Source organism: Streptomyces sp. NPDC058653, assembly GCF_042716895.1.
GTDB lineage: Bacteria > Actinomycetota > Actinomycetes > Streptomycetales > Streptomycetaceae > Streptomyces.
Map to the genome: position 1 here is coordinate 1 of NZ_JBHXRM010000028.1, position 19,514 is coordinate 19,514.

Consider the following 19,514-nt stretch of genomic DNA (forward strand, 5'->3'; position numbering starts at 1 on the left):
GGGCCTCGGCCTGGCCGGACCGGTGCCCCCCCCCCGGGGGGGGCGGGGGCGGGCCCCCCCCCCCCCCCCGGGCCCGGCTGCCGGGGACCGCTCGGGCTCCCCGGCCGCCGGTCGAGGGCCGTCCCCCTCGACCGGACTTCCCGGAGGATCCACGGCCGGACCGGTCGGGTCCCTGGCGAGCGTGGATCGTCGACCGCGGCTGGTCGCGAGCCGTCAGCCCGCCGCCGCGATCCGGGCGAGGCGCCGGGCCTCGGTCCGCGTCGAGCGGGCGACGGCGTCCTCGTCCACCGTGGTCAGGTGGTTGTCCTCGACGACGGTCCCGCCGTTCACGAGGGAGAGCGTGACGGGCGCCGCGGCTCCGAAGACCAGGGCGACGACGGGGTCGGCGATGGAGGAGTGGGCCAGGGTGTCCAGCTTCCACAGCACCAGGTCGGCGAGTTTCCCGGTCTCGATCGAGCCGATCCGCTCGGCCCTGCCGAGGACCTGGGCGCCGCCGTACGTACCGAGCCGTAGCGCCTGACGGGCGTTCAGGGCGGACTCGCGGTGGGCGCCGAGGCGGTTGACGAGCAGCGCGTTGCGCAACTCGGTGTGCAGCTCGCCCGATTCGTTGGACGCGGTGCCGTCCACGCCGAGCCCGACGGGCACGCCGGCCTTCAGCATGTCGGGTACGCGCGCGATCCCCGCCGCGAGGCGCGCGTTGGAGGACGGACAGTGGGCGACGCCCGTGCCGGTACGGGCGAAGGCGGCGATGTCGGAGTCGTTCATATGGACGCAGTGGGCCATCCATACGTCCGGGCCGAGCCAGCCCGTCGACTCGAAGTAGTCGGTCGGGCCCATCCCGAACAGCTCCTTGCAGAACTGCTCCTCCTCGACCGTCTCGCTGCCGTGCGTATGCAGCCGTACCCCCTTGCGGCGTGCCAACTCGGCTCCCTGGCGCATCAGTTCGGTGGAGACGGAGAACGGCGAGCAGGGGGCGACGGCGATCTGTGTCATCGCGTCGGACGCGGTGTCGTGGTAGGTGTCGATCGTCGCCTCGGTGGCGGCGAGGGCGTCCTCCAGCGACTCGACGGCGAAGTCCGGCGGCAGTCCGCCGTCCGACGCGCCGCGGTCCATGGAGCCGCGGGCGAGGGTGAACCGTACGCCGGTCTCCGACGCGGCCCCGATGATGGCGCCGGTCAGATCGCCGGCGCCGCGCGGGTACACGTAGTGGTGGTCCATCGCGGTGGTGACGCCGCCGCGCGCCATCATCGCGAGCGAGCCCTGGGCGGCGGCGCGCACCATCGGCTCGTCGATGCGCGCCCATGTCGGGTACAGCGCGACGAGCCAGTCGAAGAGGTTGTGGTCGGTGGCCAGCCCCCGGGTGATCCACTGGTAGAAGTGGTGATGGGTGTTGACCAGACCGGGGGTCAGGAGATGGCCGGTGGCGTCGACACGCCGTACGACGTTCTCCAGGCCCGTGGGCGCGGGGCCGGCGCCGACGGACTCGATGAGGTTGTCCGCGACGACGACGTGGCCCGACGTGTACTCGGTGTCGTTCGCGTCCACGGTCGCGATGGCACAGTTCTCGATGACGATGCGCGAAGCCGCCATGGCGGGTCCTCGTTCTTCCCGTTGGGTGGACGGATCCGGGGGTCGGGCGGGGTGGGACACGGATCCGCGGTTCTGTCGGTGCGCAGATGCCCCCGCTCCTCCCCCGTACCGCCCTCCGCCGCCGGTCTGTGGCGCGGGAGCATGACGCCGGCGCGGGCGTCGGGGATACCGCGAGGTGCTAGAGGTTGGTCATGTCGAGCGGGATCCGCGGTTCGACGCCGTCGCGCAGCACGGTCGCCTCGATGAGGCCGTACGGGCGGTCGGCGGCGAAGTAGACGGCGCCGTCGGGGGTCTCGTTCTCCAGGCCGAACGGTTCGAGGTCGACCAGGAAGTGGTGGTTGTTGGGGAGCGAGAAGCGGATCTCGTCGATCTCGTCCCGGGCCTCGATGATCCGCGAGCCCATCTGGTAGAGGGTCTGCTGGAGCGAGAGGGAGTAGGTCCCCGCGAAGGCCTGGAGCAGATGCGTGCGCGCCCGGTCGTAGGAGTGCTCCCAGTCGGGCATCGGCTCGGCGTCTTCGGTCCAGTTGTAGCGCCATCTCGCGGAGACGTCGGTGGCGAGTATGCGGTCGTACGCCTCGCGGAGCGTCGTGTACTTGTCCTTGACGTAGCCCCAGAACTCGGAGTCGGTCGAGTTCAGGACGGTCAGGTCCTTGAGGCCGGAGACGATCTCCCACGTCGAGCCGTCGAAGGTGATCTGCGAGACGCGGGTCTCCTGGCCCTTGCGGACGAAGGAGTGCTTGGTCCGCCCGCGCCCGCCGGTGGACCCGGCGCCGGCGTCGGAGGAATCACCGCCGGCGTCGGAGGAATCGGCGTCGGGGGCCGCGATGCGCTCCCAGGCGTACTCCTCGATCCGGATGCGCGCCCGGTGGATCGGGTCCTGGCTGGTGACGAAGTGGCGGGCGAGATGGATGCCGAACTGCTCGGCGGACTCGATGCCGTACTCCTTGGCGAACGCGTACACCGTGTTCTTGGTGGTGTCGGTCGGCAGGACGCTGGCGTTGGAGCCGGAGTAGTGGACCTCCTCCATGGCGCCGGAGAGGGCGACGGAGACGTTCAGGTCCTTGATGTGGTGGGTGTCGCCGTCCCGGACGATCTTGACGACGCGGTTCTCCGCTTTGCCGTACTGGTTCTGGCCGAGAATGGTCGGCATCTGCTAGCTCCCTCGGTATACGGAGTAGCCGAACGGGTTGAGCAGCAGCGGTACGTGGAAGTGCTCGCCCGGAGTGACGGCGAAGGTGATCGCCACCTCGGGGAAGAACGCGCCGCTGTCCCGTGGCGCGGGGGCGTCCTGCTGTGCCTCGGCTCGCTTCTGGCTGTGGCTTCGGCCCGCTGTGTGGACCTGGCCGTGGAAGTACGCCTCGGTCTCGAAGTCGAGACGTACATGGGTCGTTCCCTCCGGCAGTGCCGGCAGGTCTCTGCACCGCCCGTCGGCGTCGGTCGCCGACCGCCCCAGTACCACCCACGGCTCGCGGCTCCCGCCCCGGGCGGAGAGCGAGACGGCGACGGACTCGGCGGGGCGTCCGGCACTGGTGTCCAGGATGTGTGTGGACACCGATGCGGTGGTGTGCGTACTCACGGGGGGCACTCTCCTGCGTGGACGAGACGGGTCAGCCGGATGCGGTTGATCTTGCCCAGCTCGGTGCGGACGACGGACCGCTCCCGCTCGGGCGTGTTGCCGATCCGGGCGCGGACCGCGTCCCGCATCTGCTCACCGGTCCTGCCGGTGGCGCAGATCAGGAAGACGTGTCCGAACTTCTCCTGGTAGGCCAGATTCAGTTCGAGCAGTTCCGCCTTGAGCGCGTCGGACGCCCCGGCCATGCCCCGCTGTTCGCGGGCCGAGGTCGGGTCGCCCGGCTTCGGGCGGCCGATGGGCGGGTGCCCGGCCAGCGCCTCCGCCAGATCGCCGGCGGTCAGGCCGGCCGTGGCGGTGTCACTGGCCGCGAGGAGGGTGTCGGCGGTGGTGTACGGGCGGTGGGCGAGCAGGTCGCTCCCCCATGCCGTACTGGCGCACACCTCACGCAGTGCGGCGCGTGCCGCGCTGTCGGAGGAGGTGTTGAACCGGGTGAGGCCCGGTGGCGGGTCGGTCGTCACGGGAGCCTCCGTGGCTGTGCTTGACGGGCTGCGGGACAGCTAACGCCTTCGCGAACACCACGTCAACACTTTGTTGAATTTTTTGGTGTGGATGCCCCGCCACCCGGACCCGGCCGGATCGGCCCTCTCCCGACCGGATCCGCCGGTCCCCGACGGGGTATCAGCTGGTCTCCGACCGGTTCAGATAGTTGTAGACCGTGAACCGGCTGACCCCGAGCGCACCCGCGACGGTCTCCACTCCGTGGCGTACCGAGAAGGCTCCGCGCGCCTCCAGCGAGCGCACCACCGACTGCTTCGTCCTGCGGTCGAGTTCCGACAGGGGCATGCCGTGCCGGCGCTCCAGCGCGGCGAGGATGTGGTCGAGGGACTCGGAGAGCTGCGGCAGGCGTACGGCGACGACGGCCTCGCCCTCCCAGCTCAGTACGACGTCGTCGGGCAGGGCCAGATCGGGCCGTACCGTCTCCGCGCCCATGGCGTCGATGAGCGGCTTCACCGCGGCGAGAAAGGGATGGTCGACGCGACCGGAGGGCTCGGTCACCTCCCGTCCTCCGCGACCACGTTCACCTGGAGCGACACACGGGTGGCGCCGGCCTCCAGGGAGCGGCGGAGCAGGGCGTCGACGGCCGAGATGACGGCGTCGGCCCCGCCCTCGGCGGTGTTGCCGAACGGCCCGACGTCGACGGCGTCCAGGTCCGCCGTCCGTATGACCTCGCGGGCCACCACGGCATGGTCCGGGGCCTCGTCCAGATCGAACGGCTCGGTCGTGAATTCCACTCTCAGTCGCACCGTGCCCCCAAGGAATCGCTGTCGTCCGGGCACGACCCTAACGGAGCCCCGGCCCGGGACAGGCGACGTCACCGCGCGCGAAGGAGCTCCAGCGCGGAACGGCTCTCCTCGTCCGCGGCACGGTGGATCGCCAGGCGCTGGTCCGGGTCCTCCAGCGGCACCAGCACCTCGTACCGCACCGTGATCGGGCCGACCAGGGGATGGCGTATCACCTTGTCTCCCCGGCCATGGACCTTGACGTCCCGTTCGGCCCACAGGCGCGCGAATTCCTTGTCGTGAGCCGTGAATTCGGTGATGAGACCGCTCAGCACCCGGTCCTCCGGATGCGCGGCCCACGCGGCACGCAGATGGGCGATCGCCTCCCGTACGACGCGTTCGCGGTCGACGTAGAACTCGCGGATCTCCGGATGCATCAGACAGAGCCACATCGCATTACGCCGCGTCGGGGGCAGGGTTTCGAAATCCAGCAGCAGCCCCGCCATTTCGCTGTTCCAGGCGAGGATGTCGTAGCGGTGGTTCATCAGCATGGCGGGCAGCGGCGACAGGTCGGCGACCAGTCGGGCCAGCGGGGGCGCGGCGGCGGTCGCGGGTTCGCCGGCGTTACGCGGGCGCCGCCGGGCCAGGTCGAAGAGGTAGGCGCGTTCGTCGGGACCCAGGCGCAGCGCCCCGGCCAGCGCCTCCACGACGTCCGCGGAGGGGCGCAGCCCGCGGCCCTGCTCCAGCCGCACGATGTAGTCGATGCTGACCCCGGCCAGCTCGGCGACCTCTTCACGGCGCAGCCCGGGGGTCCGCCGGACCTGCCGACGCGACGGCAGGGCGAAGTCGCGCGGGTCCAGGCGCTCGCGCCGGGTCCGCAGGAACGCGGCCAGTTCCCGTGTCGTGTCCACCGTGCTCGTCGTCATGGTCGGTCGAACAGCCCGGGTAGGACCGGCATTCCCAGGAAGTCCTGTCCCTTACCCCCTGCTCGCGCCGGTCACAGGCTTGGTCCCGGCAACGGATCACACGCACAGGAGGACTCGATGTCACTCACCCTCGACACCTACCGGCTGCTGGGCCGCTCCGGGCTGCGGGTCTCACCGCTGGCCCTGGGCGCGGCGACCTTCGGCACCGAGTGGGGCTGGGGCGCCGGGCGGGACGACGCGCGCAGGCTGTTCGACCTCTATGTCGAGCGCGGCGGCAATTTCATCGACACCGCCAACACCTATACGAATGGCAGCTCTGAGCGTCTGCTGGGCGAATTCGCCCGCGACCGCCGTGAAAGCCTGGTGCTGGCGACGAAGTACACGACGCTGCGCCGGCCCGGCGATCCGAATTCCGGGGGCTCTCACCGCAAAAGCATGTTCGCGTCGGTGGAGGGCAGTCTGCGACGGCTGAACACGGATTATCTCGATCTGTTCTATCTGCACGTCTGGGATTTCATGACACCGGTCGAGGAGATCCTGCGCGCCATGGACGATCTGGTCCGGCAGGGCAAGGTCCTCTACGTCGCGGTCTCCAACGTCCCGGCGTGGGAGGTGTCGCGGATGCAGGCGATCGCCGATCTGCGCGGCTGGGCGCCGCTGGTCGCCCTGCAGATCGAGTACAACCTGATCGAGCGTTCCGGGGAGCGTGATCTGATCCCGATGGCACGCGAGATGGGGCTGGGGGTGGTCCCGTACTCACCGCTGGCCGGCGGGGTGCTCACGGGCAAGTACAGCCGGGACGATCTGACCGCGACGGAGGTCGCGGTCGACGGGACCCGTAAGGGCTTCAATCTGGCCAACGGCGGGCTCACCGAACGCGGTTTCGCCATCGCGGACGTCGTGGCGGAGGTCGCCGGGGAGCTCGGCCGGACACCCGGGCAGGTGGGGCTGGCCTGGACCCTCCAGAACCCGGGCGTGACGGCGCCGATCATCGGCGCGCGCACCCCCGCGCAGCTGGAGGACAATCTGGGCGCGCTGGAGGTCGAGTTCACCGCGGGCCAACTGGCCCGCCTGGACCGGGCCGGCGCGATCGAGCTGGGCTTCCCGCACGAGCTCCTCGGCAGCGAGAGGAGCCGCACGCTCACGCGGGGCGACATGAAGGTCGAGGCCCGGCGGTAGGGCGTGGACGGCCGATGGCCGAGCGAGCCCCGAGGGCGGCACTCCCGCCGCCCTCGGGGCTCGCTCGCGTGGGCACGGGGACGCGGAGCCCTTCGCCCCGTACGACGCCCGAAAACGGGCCCGCCCCCTTGACAGCCCTCCCGGATCCCAGGCAATCTTCCGTTAAGCAGAAACTAACTTCCGCAATACGGAAGGAGCGCAGAACTCCTCATGGCCCCCTTCACGAACAGGCCCGGCTCCGAGCAGCGCTTCAATGTGAACCTGTCGATCCTCTTCACCGAACTCCCCCTGCTGGAGCGCCCGGCGGCGGCCGCCGCCGCGGGCTTCACCGCCGTGGAGCTGTGGTGGCCCTGGGTCGACACCCCCACTCCGCCCGGGGCCGAACTGGACGCCCTGAAGAAGGCTCTCGACGACGCGGGCACCCAGCTCGTGGGCCTGAACTTCTACGCCGGGCAGCTCCCGGGCCCCGACCGGGGCGCGCTCTCGCTGCCCGGCGAGGAGTCGGACCGCTTCCGCGCGAACATCGACGTGGCCGCCGACTTCGCCGCCTCGGTGGGCTGCAAGGCGCTCAACGCGCTGTACGGGAACCGTGTCGACGGTGTCGACCCGGATACGCAGGACGAACTCGCCCTGGAGAATCTGGTCCTCGCCGCCCGCGCGGCCGACCGGATCGGCGCGGTCCTGCTGATCGAGGCCCTCAACAGGCCCGAGTCCCCGCGCTATCCGCTGGTGAGCGCCGAGTCCTCGGTCGATGTCGTGGACCGGGTCAACGCCGCGACGGGGCTCGGCAACGCCGCGTTCCTCCTGGACGTCTACCACCTGTCGATGAACGGCCTGGACGCCGAGGCGCTGGCCGCGGTCATCGACACGTACGCGGAGAAGACCGGTCACGTGCAGATCGCCGACAACCCCGGCCGCGGCGCGCCCGGCACCGGGACGCTCCCCCTCCAGGACCTGCTCGACCGGCTCCGCAAGGCCGGTTACGAGGGCTGGGTCGGCCTTGAGTACAAGCCCGGCGACCGCCCGAGCGCCGAGTCCTTCGCGTGGCTGCCGGCCGACGCGCGGGCCGCGCGCTGAGCCCGGGCCCGGACCCGACGCACCCACGTAGACAGACACGTATGCGAGAGAGGCACCCCTGATGAGCACTCTTCCCAAGGTGGCCTGGATCGGCCTCGGCATCATGGGGTCCCCCATGGCCGAGAATCTGATCAAGGCCGGATACTCCGTGACCGGCTTCACGCTGGAGCAGGAGAAGCTGGACCGGCTGGCGGCCAACGGCGGTACCGTCGCGGCCTCGATCGCCGAGGCCGTCGACGGCGCGGACGTCGTCATCACGATGGTGCCCGCCTCTCCCCAGGTCGAGGCCGTCGCCTACGGCGAGGACGGCATCCTGGAGAACGCGAAGCGGGGCGCGCTCCTCATCGACATGTCGTCGATCACCCCGCAGACGTCGATCGATCTGGCCGAGGCGGGCCGGGAGAAGGGCATCCGCGTCCTCGACGCGCCGGTGTCCGGCGGCGAGGCGGGGGCCGTCGAGGCGGTTCTCTCCATCATGGTCGGCGGTGAGCAGGCCGACTTCGACCAGGCCAGGCCCGTCTTCGACGCGCTGGGCCGGACCATCGTCCTGTGCGGTCCGCACGGCGCGGGACAGACGGTGAAGGCCGCCAACCAGCTGATCGTCGCCGTCAACATCCAGGCGTGCGCCGAGGCCGTGGTCTTCCTGGAGAAGTCCGGCGTTGACCTGAACGCCGCTCTCGACGTCCTGAACGGCGGTCTGGCGGGCTCGACCGTCCTGACCCGTAAGAAGGACAACTTCATCAACCGCGAGTTCGCGCCCGGCTTCCGGATCGATCTCCACCACAAGGACATGGGCATCGTCACCGACGCCGCCCGCAATGTCGGTGCCGCCCTTCCGGTCGGCGCGGTCGTCGCGCAACTGGTCGCGTCGCTGCGCGCCCAGGGTGACGGCGGACTCGACCACTCGGCGCTGCTGCGCGCCGTCGAGCGGCTCTCCGGCGGGCAGGTCTGACCGGGGCCCCAGGCCACCCGGTCCCATCGACTCCGGGTTGTGGCGGCGCTGACACCTGTCCTGTCGCGCCCAGGCGCCGCCGCAGCCCGGGAACCACCCGACCCGACCCGGCGGGGATCAACAGCCGTCCCTCCCAACGGCCCTCGTGAGGGGTGGTCGCTGGGAGGGACATCCCAGGGACCGCGGCGGCGCGCGAGCCAGTGCGGTGGCGAGGGGTACGTGGACCGCCCTCCTGACCAGGAGGAGGACGGACCCCGCGCGCCCCGTCGCCGTCGCCGCGGTCCCCCAGCCCCCTCCGGGGCCCCGCAGAACGCCGTCCGGCGGTGCGAATGTCCTGTCGCGCCGGCCTCGCACCGTCGGACGGTCTCCAACTCCCTTGTCCGGCACAGGACTCGGAGCAGAAGATGCCCGGCCGCGGAATCGGCCGGGCATCTTCTGCTGAGCGTCTTGTGCGACACCGAGGGGTGCGCACACTGGAAGGATGCGCCTCGCCGCCTTCCTCGTCCTGACCGCCGCCGCCCTCGCCCTCGCCGTCGGACAGAGCGACCCGGCGTGGCTGGTGCCGCCGGCCGTACTGCTGCTGCTCGTGGGGCTGGACGCCGTCAGGCCCGCCAAGTACCGCAAAACGCCCCGGGTGCCGGGCAAGGACGCCGCCGCGGCGGGGACCGCGCTCGGCGCCGCCGGTGCCGCCGCGTCGACCAGTTGGTGGGCCGACAACGTCCCCGCCGACTGGGGCACGAGCGATAAGGAGCACGGCAAGGACAGCGGTAAGGACGGTGGGAACGCGGGCGGTTGCGGCGGGTGCGGTGGTTGCGGCGGCTGCGGGTGTGGCGGCTGACCCGCGGCCGACGGACGACGGCCCCCCGCACCGGAGTTCCGGGGCGAGGGGCCGGGGCACGCGCATCGCGCATCGGACATCAGGCGTCGCGCAACAGGCATCAGGCATCAGGCGTCGGGCATCAGGCCATGACACCCGGCGGACTCCGGGTCAGACGAGCGGCCTGATCTCCGTCGGCGCGTGGCCGGGCTCGGTGGCCAGCTCCTCCCACTCGTTCACATTGTCGATCCGCACGCCCATCGAGATGTTCGTGATCCGCTCCAGGACCGCCTCGACCACCACCGGCACCCGGAACTCCGCCGCGAGCTTCTTGGCCTCCTCGAAGGCCGGCAGCAGCTGGTCGGGCTCGGTGACCCGGATCGCCTTGCAGCCGAGGCCCTCGACGACCTTGACATGGTCGACCCCGTAGACGCCCAGCTCGGGTGAGTTGATGTTCTCGAACTCCAGGTTCACCTGGAAGTTGATGTCGAGATTGCGCTGCGCCTGCCGGATCAGTCCCAGGTAGGCGTTGTTCACCAGCACATGGATGTACGGGATCTTGTGCTGCGCGCCGACGGCCAGCTCTTCGAGCATGAACTGGAAGTCGTAGTCGCCGGAGAGCGCGACGACGGTCGCGTCCGGGTCGGCCTTCGCGACTCCGAGCGCGGCCGGGATCGTCCAGCCGAGCGGTCCCGCCTGGCCGCAGTTGATCCAGTGGCGCGGCTTGTAGACGTGCAGCATCTGCGCGCCGGCGATCTGCGAGAGCCCGATGGTGGTGACGTACCGGGTGTCCGTACCGAAGGCGCGGTTCATCTCCTCGTACACGCGCTGCGGTTTCAGCGGCACGTTGTCGAAGTGCGTCCTGCGGTGCAGGGTGGACTTGCGCTCCAGCACGGAGGCGTTCCACTCGGTGCGGTCCGGCAGTTCGCCGGCCGCCCGAAGCTCCTTCGCCACCTCCACGAAGAGCCTCAGCGCGTCCTTGGCGTCCGAGGCGATCCCGTAGTCCGGGGCGAAGATCTTGCCGATCTGGGTCGGCTCGATGTCGACGTGGACGAACGTGCGGCCCTCGGTGTAGACGTCGAGGGCGCCGGTGTGGCGGTTGGCCCAGCGGTTGCCGATGCCGAGGACGAAGTCCGAGGCGAGGAACGTCTCGTTGCCGTAGCGGTGCGAGGTCTGGATGCCGACCATGCCCGCGTTGAGGTCGTGGTCGTCGGCGATGGCGCCCCAGCCCATCAGTGTCGGGACGACCGGCGTGCCGGTCAGCTCGGCGAACTCCACCAGCAGATCGGACGCGTCGGCGTTGATGACTCCGCCGCCGGCGACGATCAGGGGGCGCTCGGACAGGTTGAGCAGCGTCAGGGCCTTCACGATCTGCGCACGGGTCGCGGACGGTTTGTAGACCGGCAGCGGCGCGTAGGTGGCGATGTCGAACTCGATCTCGGTGAGCTGCACGTCGATCGGCAGATCGACGAGGACCGGGCCGGGGCGGCCCGAGCGCATCAGATGGAACGCCTGCTGGAAGACGCCGGGGACCTGTGCGGCCTCCAGGACGGTGGTGGCCGCCTTGGTGACCGGCCGGGCGATCGACGCGATGTCGACGGCCTGGAAGTCCTCCTTGTGGATCACCGCGGTCGGGGCCTGGCCGGTGATGCAGAGGATCGGGATCGAGTCACCGATCGCGGAGTACAGGCCGGTGATCATGTCGGTGCCGGCCGGACCCGATGTGCCCACGCAGACACCGATGTTGCCCGGTTTCGTACGGGTGTAGCCCTCGGCCATGTGGGAGGCGCCCTCCACGTGGCGGGCGAGCGTGTGGTCGATGCCGCCCGCCTCTTCGAGGGCCTTGTAGAAGGGGTTGATCGCCGCGCCCGGCACACCGAACGCGGCGGTGACGCCTTCGCGCTTGAGGATCTCAACTGCCGCTCTGGCAGCGGTCATACGAGGCATGGAGTGCTCCTGCTTCGGCCTGGTGGACTCGGGCTCTGTCGCGCCACCTGAGAGCGTCGATTCCGTTGATTCCTTCTTTTCCACGATACGGAAACTGTGTTCTGCTATGTGGAATCAAATCTAAAGTGCCTACACAACGGCGTCAAGGGATGCACGAAGCCCCTCCCCAACGCCCGTCCGGTGATGGACGATGGGCCGCAAAGGGGGTACCGAAAGTGGGAAAGACCGTTCCTGTCCGCTGTCCCGACTGCGGACACGGCCACCAGTTCACGGCGACGGCCTACCCCTGCCCCTGCGGATCGGCCGTCACGGCGCCCCTGGTGGTCGGGGCGCCCGTCATACGCGTCGTGCGCCGGGCGTGGGACGACGAATGGGTGACCGTCAGCTGCACCGGGTGCGGGCGCCTGGACCAGTGGCCGCAGCCGGAGCTGGGCTGCCACTGCGGGGCGATACTGCGGGTGCCGGTCAGACCGGTGACGCTGGACACGACGTACGACGCCCTGCGCGCCGCCGCCCTCTATCTGCGCGCGATCGGCTTCCAGGACGTCGTCAGGGCCCAGGCGCCGCCGGAGGTCGGTATCGATCTGCGGGGTCCCGGACTCGTGGCCCAGGTCGACTCGGGTCCGCGTCCCGCCGACCCGCGCGCCGTCGAGTGCCTGTGGCTCAACGCGCTCAACGAGTCGGCGGTGAGCGCCTTCTTCTCCCTGGCCGGATACGCGGACGAGGCGCGCGACCGCGCCGACGCCCTCGGGGTGCCGCTCTTCGTCCTGGACCCGGCGGGCATCCCGCGACCGGTCAACGGCCCGGCGGCGGACCTGGATCGCTCACACGCGTGAGCGGAACACCACAACCGTGTCCGTGCACAGCCGTGTTCGTGGTCGCCCGGGCATACTTTCTCCATGCGAATCCGCCCCGCGGTCCCCGCCGACCTCCCCCTCCTCCAGGACATCGAAAGGGCCGCCGGTGAACCGTTCCGCGCCGTCGGTATGGCGGCGATCGCCGACGACGACCCCCCGGGCATCGAACTCCTCGACCGGTATCTGCGCGCGGGACACGCCTGGGTCGCCGAGGACGGCGCGGGCCGTCCCGTCGCGTATCTGATCTACGACGAGGTCGACGGCGCCGCGCACATCGAGCAGGTCTCCGTCCATCCCACGGCGTCCGGGCACGGGGTGGGCCGCGCGCTCATCGACCATCTCGCCGTACGGGCGGAGTCGGCCGGGCTGGCCGGACTCACCCTCACCACCTTCGCGGACGTGCCGTGGAACGCGCCGTACTACACCCGGCTCGGCTTCCGCACCCTCGCCGAGAGTGAACTCACCGACGGTCTGCGGGAGATCAGGCGCGCCGAGGCCGCGCACGGTCTCGACCACTGGCCGCGTGTCTGTATGCGCCGTACGACCGCGGCCGGCTGAGCCCCGGCCGGACGAATCCCGGGCCGGGCCGCGCGGCCGGGCCGCGCCCGCGTCAACGCAGGTCGCTCTCCTCGTACTCCGTCGCCGAGCCCTCGGCCGTGCGCGCGCGCAGCTCGATACGGCGGATCTTGCCCGAGACCGTCTTGGGCAGCTCGGCGAACTCGATACGGCGCACCCGTTTGTACGGGGAGAGCACCGCGCGCGAGTGCGCGAAGAGCAGCTTCGCGGTGTCCGGACCCGGCTCCCAGCCGTCCGCCAGGACGACGTACGCCTTCGGCACATTGAGCCGCAGCGAGTCGGGCGCCGGTACGACCGCGGCCTCGGCGACCGCCTCGTGCTCCAGGAGCGCGCTCTCCAGCTCGAACGGCGAGATCTTGTAGTCCGACGCCTTGAACACGTCGTCGCTGCGGCCGATGTAGGTGATGTACCCGTCGGCGTCGCGCGAGCCGATGTCCCCGGTGCGGTAGTAACCGTCCGCCATGGCCTCGGCCGTACGCTCCGGGTCGCCGTGGTAGCCGGTCATCAGGCCGACCGGGGAGTTCGCGAGGTCAAGCGAGATCTCGCCCTCGGACGCGCCGGGCGCTCCGGTGACCGGGTCGAGCAGCTCCACGACATAGCCGGGGGTCGGCCGGCCCATCGACCCGGCCTTGAGCAGCTGTCCCGGTGAGTTGGCGACCTGGACGGCCGTCTCGGTCTGGCCGAAGCCGTCCCTGATCGTGGCGCCCCACTCCCTGCGGACGGTCTCGATGACCTCGGGGTTGAGCGGTTCACCGGCGGCGACGACCTCGCGGGGGCTGTTGCGCAGCTGGGTGAGGTCGGCCTGGATGAGCATCCGCCACACCGTGGGGGGCGCGCAGAAGCTCGTCACGCCGGCCCGGTCCATCTCGGCCATCAGCCGGACGGCGTCGAAGCGCGTGTAGTTGTGGATGAAGACGGTCGCCTCGGCGTTCCAGGGCGCGAAGAGGTTCGACCAGGCGTGCTTGGCCCAGCCGGGTGAGGAGATGTTCAGATGCACGTCGCCCGGCCTGAGCCCGATCCAGTACATCGTGGCGAGATGGCCGATCGGGTACGAGACATGGGTCTGCTCGACGAGCTTGGGGTGGGCGGTGGTGCCGGAGGTGAAGTAGAGCATCAGGGTGTCGTCGGCGCGGGTGACCCCGTCGGGCTCGAAGTCCGGGGAGGCCTTGTAGGAGCCCTCGTACGACCGCCAGCCGCCGTCCGGGCCCCCGGCGTCAACTTCGGAGCCTTCGGCGCCGACCACGATCCGGGTGTACTCCCCGGGCGCCTCGGCGAACTTCCCGGTGTCGCCCGCCCGGACGATCACATGCCCCACCCGCCCGCGCTCGATCCGGTCCCGCAGGTCCGGGGCGCCGAGCAGCGGGGTCGCCGGGATCACGACGGCGCGCAGTTTCATCGCGGCGAGCGCCGTCTCCCACAGCTCCGTCTGATTGCCGAGCATGACGAGGAGACGGTCCCCGGCCGCGACGCCCTGGTCACGCAGCCAGTTGGCCACCTGGTCGGACCTGGTGGACAGGGAGGCGAAGGAGGTGACGCTCTCGGTGCCGTCCTCCTCGACGATGTGCAGCGCGGGCCGGTCGTTGCCTTCGGCGATGACGTCGAACCAGTCCAGCGCCCAGTTGAACAGCTCGGGCCGGGGCCAGACGAAGCCTTCGTACGCCGCGGTGTAGTCCTCCCGGTGCCGCAGCAGGAAATCCCTGGCGGCGCGGAACTCCTCGGTCGCATCGACTGCTCTCATGTGCCCTCCTCATCGCTCGCCCGTTCACTAGCATCGTGTATCGGGTGACGTACGTCTCACCACCCCCCGACGGGGGTGAACGGACCGCGTCGCGCCGACGGAGAGACCCGAGGGACCTGGAGAGGGAAGGCGCTGTGACTGAGGCGGTCGAGGCGGTGGAGATGCGTACGGCGCTGCTGACCCTGCGCCGTGCGACGGGACTGCCGGTCGCGTTCGGCGGGCTGCTGCACAGTCCGCGCCAGGTACGGATCGCGGAGCTGCACGGCACGGCGACGAGCGCGCTGCGCGGACTCGGCATCTGCGTCGGCAACGGGCTCGGCGGCAAGTCGATCGCCCTGCTGCGCCCGTGCGCCGTGACCGACTACCGGCAGGCGCGCCACATCAGCCACGAGTACGACGCGGCGGTGGCCGCCGAGGGGCTGCGCTCCGTGGTCGCCGTTCCCGTGATCGTGCGGCGCAAGGTCCGCGGGGTGCTGTACGGGGCGCTGCGCGATCCGCTGCCGATGGGCGAGCGCGTCTTCGACGCCGCCGTCGCGGCGGCCCGGGACGTGGAGCAGTCCCTGGTGGTACGGGACGAGGTGCAGCGGCTGCTCGCCGTGACCCGGGAGCCGGTGCCCGCGCGGGCCGGCGCGTGGGAGGAGGTCCGGGAGGCGCACAGCGAACTGCGGGCCCTCGCGCCACGCATCGTCGACGCCGGGCTGCGCAGCGAACTGCACGCCGTCTGCGGCCGGTTGGCGGGCGCGGGCGGCGCGCCGCAGCAGCGTGAGAGCCATGAGCCGCGCGCGGTGACGCTGGCTCCCCGGGAGGTGGACGTGCTGGCGTGCGTGGCGGCGGGGTCGACGAACGCGGCGGCGGCCGAGCGGCTGGGGCTGCGGCCGGAGACGGTGAAGGGGTATCTGCGGGCCGCCATGCGGAAGCTGGGCGCCCACACGCGTCTGGAGGCGGTGGTGGCGGCGCGCCGGGCGGGGCTGCTGCCTTAGGAGGGGCGCGAGAGGCCGGAGTACGGGTGTGCCGCAGGGGCCGGGGGCCGCCGCCGTCAGGGAGCCGTCAAATAACCGGCCCGACCGGTCAACGCCGCGTCATGAGATGTCCGGTCCGGCTCCGCCCGGGCATAGCTTCCAGGTGTCAGACAGCGACGACTCCCCTGGGGAGGACACCATGGAGAGCACCACCCAAGAAGACGCGGACCCCGAGGAACCCGGGGCGGGGCCGTTGTACGTACCCGTACGGCTCGGCTCCGCCGGAGGCCGGCAGCTGCGCTTCATGCGCACACCGCTCGGCGAGCGGACGGCCGTCGGCTTCACCAGCGCCCGGCGGCTGACCGCCGCGCTCGGTCCGCGACAGCCGTACATCAGACTTGCGGAGACGTGCCTGCGGGCGCTCTCGGAGCCGCTCGGCGTCGTCCTCGTGACCGTCGACCCGCAGCTCGCCGCCGCGCCGGTCGCCCCTCGGACGTCCCCGCCGGGCCACGCGCCCACCCGTACGACGGTGAGGCCGTGTCTGCGCCACACCGGCGAGGTGCCGCTGGGGGTGGGAGCGTGACCATCGAGCCGCTGCTCGTCGTCAACGAGCTGAGCGCCCCGTCCGTCTGGCCCGCGTCGGCCGTGTCCGCGCCCGGCGGCGACCTGTGCGTCGCGGGGGTCTCCCTCCTGGAGCTGGCCGAGCGCCACGGCACACCTACCTACGTACTCGACGAGGGAGAGGTTCGGTCCCGCGCCCGCGCCTGGCTGCGCGCGCTGCCCGAGGCGGAGATCGTCTACGCGGCGAAGGCGTTCCTGTGCCGTGCCGTCGTCGACTGGGTCGAGGAGGAGGGCCTCGGCCTGGACGTCTGCTCGGCCGGTGAGCTGGAGCTGGCGGCGACGCGCGGCTTCCCCGCGGAACGGATCGTGCTGCACGGCAACGCCAAGTCGCCGGAGGATCTGCGGACCGCGCTGCGGCTCGGCGTCGGCAGGATCGTCATCGACGCGGACTGCGAGATCGCGAGGCTCGCCGCGCAGGTGCCCGCGCACGGTTCGCAGCGGGTGATGATCCGCGTACTGCCGGGGATCGAGGCGGGCGCCCATCCGAAGATCCGTACGGGGACCGAGGGCCAGAAGTTCGGGCTGTCGGACGCGAACGGCGACGCGGAGGACGCCGTGGCCCGGATCATGGGCCAGCACCAGCTCGAACTGGTCGGTCTGCACTGCCACTTGGGCTCGCAGATCGTCTCGCCCGAGCCGTACGAGCGGGCCGCGCGCGCACTGGTCTCCTTCCTCGTACGCGTCCGGGACCGGTTCGGCGTCGTCCTGCCCGAGCTCGACCTGGGCGGCGGCTTCGCGGCGGCGTATCTGCCGGGCGACGAGGCTCCGGCCCCGGCCGTCTACGGACGGCGTATCAGGCGGGCGCTGATCGACGCCTGCGCCGAGGCGGGCCTGCCGATCCCCCGGCTCACCCTGGAGCCGGGCCGCTCGATCATGGCGCCGGCCGGTGTCGCGCTGTACCGGGTGCTCGCCGTGAAGCGGACGGGCGGCCGGGTCTTCGTGGCCGTGGACGGCGGTATGAGCGACAACCCGCGCCCCGCGCTGTACGGCGCCCGCTACACGGTGCGGCGGGTGGGGCGCGCCTCCACCGCCCCGATGCGGGCGGCCACGGTCGTGGGCCGGCACTGCGAGGCGGGGGACGTGCTCGCCGACGGGGTGGAGCTGCCGGACGACGTACGGCCGGGCGACGTGCTCGCGGTCCCCGCGTCGGGCGCGTACCAGGTGTCGATGGCGTCGGGCTACAACATGACCGGCCGGCCGCCGGTGGTGGCGGTCGCCGACGGGCGGTCGCGCCTGCTGGTGCGACGCGAGACGTTCGACGACCAACGGCGCCGAGACGTCGGCCTCTGAGCCCGGGGCCGACGCCGTACCCGGTCCTGTCCGACGGGACATGATCCGGAGCCTGCCGACGGACGGCGTGCCGATGGGCACGCCGTCCGTCACGGCGCGTTCAGACCGCGGCGGTGACCGTGAACAGCGCGCCGTCCGGGTCGCGGAGCGTCGCCTCCGCCACCTCCGCCGACGCGTCGGTCCGCACGACGAGAGAGCCGCCGGAGGCAAGGGCCGCCTCGACGGCCGCGTCCACGTCCCGCACGTTGAAGTGCACGTGCCAGCGGGGCCGGAGCTGCGGGTCGGGCGACGCCTGTACGGCTCCGCCCCTGATCCGCGCGAGCGGCTCCTCGCCGTCGAGGAGCACCGCCCGGTCCTCCTCGCGCACCAGCCGCAGCTTGCCCTCGCCCTCCGGCTCCCAGCCGAGCGTGAGCGAGTAGAAGCGCCCGGCCGCGGCGGCGTCCCTGGTGCACAGCTCCAGCGAGGCCGAGCCGCTGCCGCGCCCCATCGACCAGTCCGTACGTACGGAGCCTTCCCAGATCCCGAAGACGGCGCCGTCGGGGTCGACCGCGAGGGCCGCGCGCCCGGTGTGGAAGGCCAGCGGGCCGACGCCGACCGTGCCGCCGCGCTCCCTGATCCGGGCCGCCGCCTCGTCCACGTTCGTGACGTTGAAGTACGGGGTCCAGGAGACGGCGACCTGGAGCGAGGAGGCGAGTGCTCCGATGCCGCCGACCGGCAGCCCGTCGATGAGGGCGACCGAGAAGTCGTCACCGAGCCCCGCGCGCCGGTAGGTCCAGCCGAGGACCTTGCCGTAGAAGTCCTGGGCGCCCCGCAGCTCGCGTGCCAGCAGACTCACCCAGATCGGCGCTCCGGCGACTCCCTGTGCTTTCGGCATCCCGCTCCGTCCCATTCGCATCACTGCCCCTCCCGTACGACCGCGTCGGAAGGCTAATGCCCTTAACCGCACAACAGACACCTTTGAATGTATTTGAAGGTAATGCTCGGCGGCGCCCCTCCCTCGTCCGCGATATGATCAACCACTTATTATGGGAGCGCTCCCAATGGTTGGATGACGGTCCCCCGAGGGAGCCCCCGATGGAGGTCGCAGGATGGTGACAAGGGGACGTGCGGACCGGCGGAGCCGACCCACCCTGGAGGAGGTGGCGGCGCACGCGGGCGTGGGGCGGGGCACCGTCTCGCGCGTCATCAACAACTCGCCGCGGGTGCGGGAGTCCACCAGGGAGCTCGTCGAGCGGGCCATCGCCGAGCTGGGCTACATACCCAACCGGGCGGCCCGCGCCCTCGCCGGGAACCGTACGGACGCGGTGGCCCTGGTGATCCCGGAGACCGAGAAGCGGTTCTTCGCCGAGCCGTACTTCTCCGACGTGCTCCACGGCGTCGGCACGGGCCTCGCCGACACCGACATGCAGTTGCTGCTCACCCTCGTACGGACCGAGCACGAGCGCCGGCGCTTCCTCCAGTACGCGCGCGCCGGCCGCGTCGACGGCGTGCTGCTCGTGTCGGTGCACGGCAGCGACCCGCTCCCGGACCTGCTGGCCGAGATGGGCCTGCCGACCGTGCTGAGCGGGCGCCGCTCGGCCCACGAGTCCCTGTCGTACGTCGACGCCGACAATCTGGGCGGCGCGCGCGGCGCCGTCCGGCATCTCGCGGAGACCGGGCGGCGGCGGATCGCCACGATCACCGGACCGCTCGACATGTACGTGGCGCGGTGCCGGCTCGGCGGGTATCAGGAGGCCGTCGCGTCGGCCGGGGGCGACGGCGACCCGTCGTGGACCGCGCACGGGGACTTCACCGAGGAGAGCGGGCGGCGGGCGATGGCGGAGCTGCTGACCCGCCACCCGGACCTGGACGCGGTGTTCGCCGCGTCCGACCTGATGGCGGCGGGCGCCCTGCACTCGCTGCGGGCGGCGGGGCGGCGGGTGCCCGAGGACGTGGCCGTCGTCGGTTTCGACGACTCCCCCATCGCCGCCCACACCGATCCCCCGCTCAGCTCCGTACGGCAGCCGATGGAGGAGATGGGGCGGGCGATGGCGCGGGTGCTGCTGGAGGGGATCGAGGACCCGGGGGCGCCCTGGCGGCATGTCGTGCTGCCGACGGAGCTCGTGCGGCGCACGTCCTCCTGAGGACGCCGG

General features: G+C 71.5%; 20 protein-coding genes. 10 read left to right on the forward strand and 10 right to left on the reverse strand.

Annotation, left to right across the window (positions count from 1 at the left end; genetic code table 11):
- Positions 1-213 precede the first annotated feature (213 nt).
- From ACFWU9_RS22970 to ACFWU9_RS23000, 7 genes are all read right to left on the reverse strand, one after another.
- Positions 214-1,590 carry an 8-oxoguanine deaminase gene (locus ACFWU9_RS22970; RefSeq protein ID WP_384321257.1) on the reverse strand — a complete coding sequence of 459 codons (1,377 nt, stop codon included), beginning with the start codon at positions 1,588-1,590 and terminating at the stop codon, positions 214-216.
- 178 nt (positions 1,591-1,768) lie between these two features.
- On the reverse strand, positions 1,769-2,740 hold the full coding sequence (gene pucL, locus ACFWU9_RS22975) for a factor-independent urate hydroxylase (RefSeq protein ID WP_384321259.1): 972 nt from the start codon (positions 2,738-2,740) through the stop codon (positions 1,769-1,771).
- Between the two features lie 3 nt (positions 2,741-2,743).
- On the reverse strand, positions 2,744-3,166 hold the full coding sequence (uraH, locus tag ACFWU9_RS22980) for a hydroxyisourate hydrolase (RefSeq protein ID WP_384321260.1): 423 nt from the start codon (positions 3,164-3,166) through the stop codon (positions 2,744-2,746).
- Positions 3,163-3,681 (reverse strand): 2-oxo-4-hydroxy-4-carboxy-5-ureidoimidazoline decarboxylase, encoded by a 519-nt coding sequence (uraD, locus tag ACFWU9_RS22985; RefSeq protein WP_384321262.1) that lies wholly within the window; start codon positions 3,679-3,681, stop codon positions 3,163-3,165. The genes uraH and uraD overlap by 4 nt, the downstream gene beginning before the upstream one ends.
- 160 nt (positions 3,682-3,841) lie before the next feature.
- Positions 3,842-4,153, reverse strand: a complete 312-nt coding sequence (locus ACFWU9_RS22990; protein ID WP_384321456.1) for a helix-turn-helix domain-containing protein — start codon at positions 4,151-4,153, stop codon at positions 3,842-3,844.
- A 62-nt stretch (positions 4,154-4,215) separates the two neighbouring features.
- Positions 4,216-4,467 carry a hypothetical protein gene (locus ACFWU9_RS22995; protein ID WP_384321264.1) on the reverse strand — a complete coding sequence of 84 codons (252 nt, stop codon included), beginning with the start codon at positions 4,465-4,467 and terminating at the stop codon, positions 4,216-4,218.
- A gap of 68 nt (positions 4,468-4,535) precedes the next feature.
- Positions 4,536-5,369, reverse strand: coding sequence for a helix-turn-helix transcriptional regulator (locus ACFWU9_RS23000; protein WP_384321266.1), 834 nt, complete (start codon positions 5,367-5,369; stop codon positions 4,536-4,538).
- A gap of 117 nt (positions 5,370-5,486) precedes the next feature.
- Here ACFWU9_RS23000 and ACFWU9_RS23005 point away from each other — a divergent pair, with 117 nt between their 5' ends.
- The 4 genes from ACFWU9_RS23005 to ACFWU9_RS23020 all read left to right on the forward strand — a co-directional run bounded on the left by ACFWU9_RS23005 (position 5,487) and on the right by ACFWU9_RS23020 (position 9,415).
- A complete protein-coding gene (locus tag ACFWU9_RS23005) occupies positions 5,487-6,548 on the forward strand; it encodes an aldo/keto reductase (protein ID WP_384321267.1) in 1,062 nt (353 codons plus the stop codon).
- A 210-nt stretch (positions 6,549-6,758) separates the two neighbouring features.
- Entirely contained in the window at positions 6,759-7,625 is an 867-nt protein-coding gene (locus tag ACFWU9_RS23010; protein WP_384321269.1) for a TIM barrel protein, read from the forward strand.
- A 61-nt stretch (positions 7,626-7,686) separates the two neighbouring features.
- On the forward strand, positions 7,687-8,577 hold the full coding sequence (locus tag ACFWU9_RS23015; protein WP_384321271.1) for a 2-hydroxy-3-oxopropionate reductase: 891 nt from the start codon (positions 7,687-7,689) through the stop codon (positions 8,575-8,577).
- 481 nt (positions 8,578-9,058) lie between these two features.
- Entirely contained in the window at positions 9,059-9,415 is a 357-nt protein-coding gene (locus ACFWU9_RS23020) for a hypothetical protein (protein ID WP_384321273.1), read from the forward strand.
- Positions 9,416-9,565: 150 nt separating this feature from the next.
- Here ACFWU9_RS23020 and gcl read toward each other — a convergent pair whose 3' ends face one another.
- Entirely contained in the window at positions 9,566-11,341 is a 1,776-nt protein-coding gene (gene gcl, locus ACFWU9_RS23025; protein WP_384321275.1) for a glyoxylate carboligase, read from the reverse strand.
- A gap of 215 nt (positions 11,342-11,556) precedes the next feature.
- Here gcl and ACFWU9_RS23030 point away from each other — a divergent pair, with 215 nt between their 5' ends.
- Together ACFWU9_RS23030 and ACFWU9_RS23035 are read left to right on the forward strand one after the other, a co-directional pair.
- Complete coding sequence (locus tag ACFWU9_RS23030; protein ID WP_384321277.1) at positions 11,557-12,177, forward strand: hypothetical protein; 621 nt, start codon at positions 11,557-11,559, stop codon at positions 12,175-12,177.
- A gap of 63 nt (positions 12,178-12,240) precedes the next feature.
- Positions 12,241-12,756 (forward strand): GNAT family N-acetyltransferase, encoded by a 516-nt coding sequence (locus ACFWU9_RS23035; protein WP_384321279.1) that lies wholly within the window; start codon positions 12,241-12,243, stop codon positions 12,754-12,756.
- 52 nt (positions 12,757-12,808) lie between these two features.
- On the opposite strand, the gene ACFWU9_RS23040 is transcribed toward ACFWU9_RS23035, so the two are convergent.
- Positions 12,809-14,512, reverse strand: coding sequence for an AMP-binding protein (locus ACFWU9_RS23040; RefSeq protein WP_384321281.1), 1,704 nt, complete (start codon positions 14,510-14,512; stop codon positions 12,809-12,811).
- Positions 14,513-14,646: 134 nt separating this feature from the next.
- Here ACFWU9_RS23040 and ACFWU9_RS23045 point away from each other — a divergent pair, with 134 nt between their 5' ends.
- The 3 genes from ACFWU9_RS23045 to lysA all read left to right on the forward strand — a co-directional run bounded on the left by ACFWU9_RS23045 (position 14,647) and on the right by lysA (position 17,382).
- Positions 14,647-15,492, forward strand: a complete 846-nt coding sequence (locus ACFWU9_RS23045) for a LuxR C-terminal-related transcriptional regulator (RefSeq protein ID WP_384321283.1) — start codon at positions 14,647-14,649, stop codon at positions 15,490-15,492.
- Between the two features lie 178 nt (positions 15,493-15,670).
- A complete protein-coding gene (locus ACFWU9_RS23050) occupies positions 15,671-16,054 on the forward strand; it encodes an SAV_915 family protein (RefSeq protein WP_384321285.1) in 384 nt (127 codons plus the stop codon).
- A complete protein-coding gene (gene lysA, locus ACFWU9_RS23055; RefSeq protein WP_384321287.1) occupies positions 16,051-17,382 on the forward strand; it encodes a diaminopimelate decarboxylase in 1,332 nt (443 codons plus the stop codon). The genes ACFWU9_RS23050 and lysA overlap by 4 nt, the downstream gene beginning before the upstream one ends.
- Positions 17,383-17,482: 100 nt before the next feature.
- On the opposite strand, the gene ACFWU9_RS23060 is transcribed toward lysA, so the two are convergent.
- The gene (locus tag ACFWU9_RS23060) at positions 17,483-18,256 is read right to left on the reverse strand and encodes a VOC family protein (RefSeq protein ID WP_384321289.1); all 774 of its coding nucleotides are present in this window, start codon (positions 18,254-18,256) and stop codon (positions 17,483-17,485) included.
- Between the two features lie 214 nt (positions 18,257-18,470).
- Between ACFWU9_RS23060 and ACFWU9_RS23065 the strand changes: the two genes are divergently transcribed.
- A complete protein-coding gene (locus tag ACFWU9_RS23065; protein ID WP_384321291.1) occupies positions 18,471-19,505 on the forward strand; it encodes a LacI family DNA-binding transcriptional regulator in 1,035 nt (344 codons plus the stop codon).
- Positions 19,506-19,514 lie beyond the last annotated feature (9 nt).